At 63.8% G+C, this 312-nt stretch carries 1 protein-coding gene; it reads right to left on the bottom strand.

Annotated elements, in window-relative coordinates; translation table 11 throughout:
* Window positions 1–312, bottom strand: a 312-nt coding sequence (tnpB, locus tag AX703_RS03405; protein ID WP_156451897.1) for an IS66 family insertion sequence element accessory protein TnpB, incomplete at both ends; no start/stop codon positions are given.

Genomic DNA, 312 nt, shown 5'->3' with positions numbered 1-312 from the left:
CACCTCGTCGTGTACGATCGCCTGCTTCCAGTTCAGGCCCTCGATCAGCATCGCCATCTGTGCCGCCGACAGTCGCACCGCGCCTTCGCTTGCTCTGGGCCACACGAACTTTCCGCGCTCCAGGCGCTTGGCGTACAGGCACAAGCCCGATCCATCCCATACCAACGCCTTCAGGCGATTCCCGCGCTTGCCTCGGAACAGGAACACCGCGCCCGAGAACGGGTCGAGCCGAAGGATGTTGCGGACCTGCGCCGATAACCCGTCAAAGCCCTTGCGCATGTCACACGGCGCCAGCGACAGGTAGATCTTCGC

Origin of the sequence: Novosphingobium sp. CCH12-A3 (assembly GCF_001556015.1) — a bacterium.
Lineage (GTDB): Bacteria > Pseudomonadota > Alphaproteobacteria > Sphingomonadales > Sphingomonadaceae > Novosphingobium > Novosphingobium subterraneum.
The sequence above is the reverse complement of the archived record's forward strand: the minus strand, read 5'-3'. Positions and strand labels throughout refer to the sequence as shown.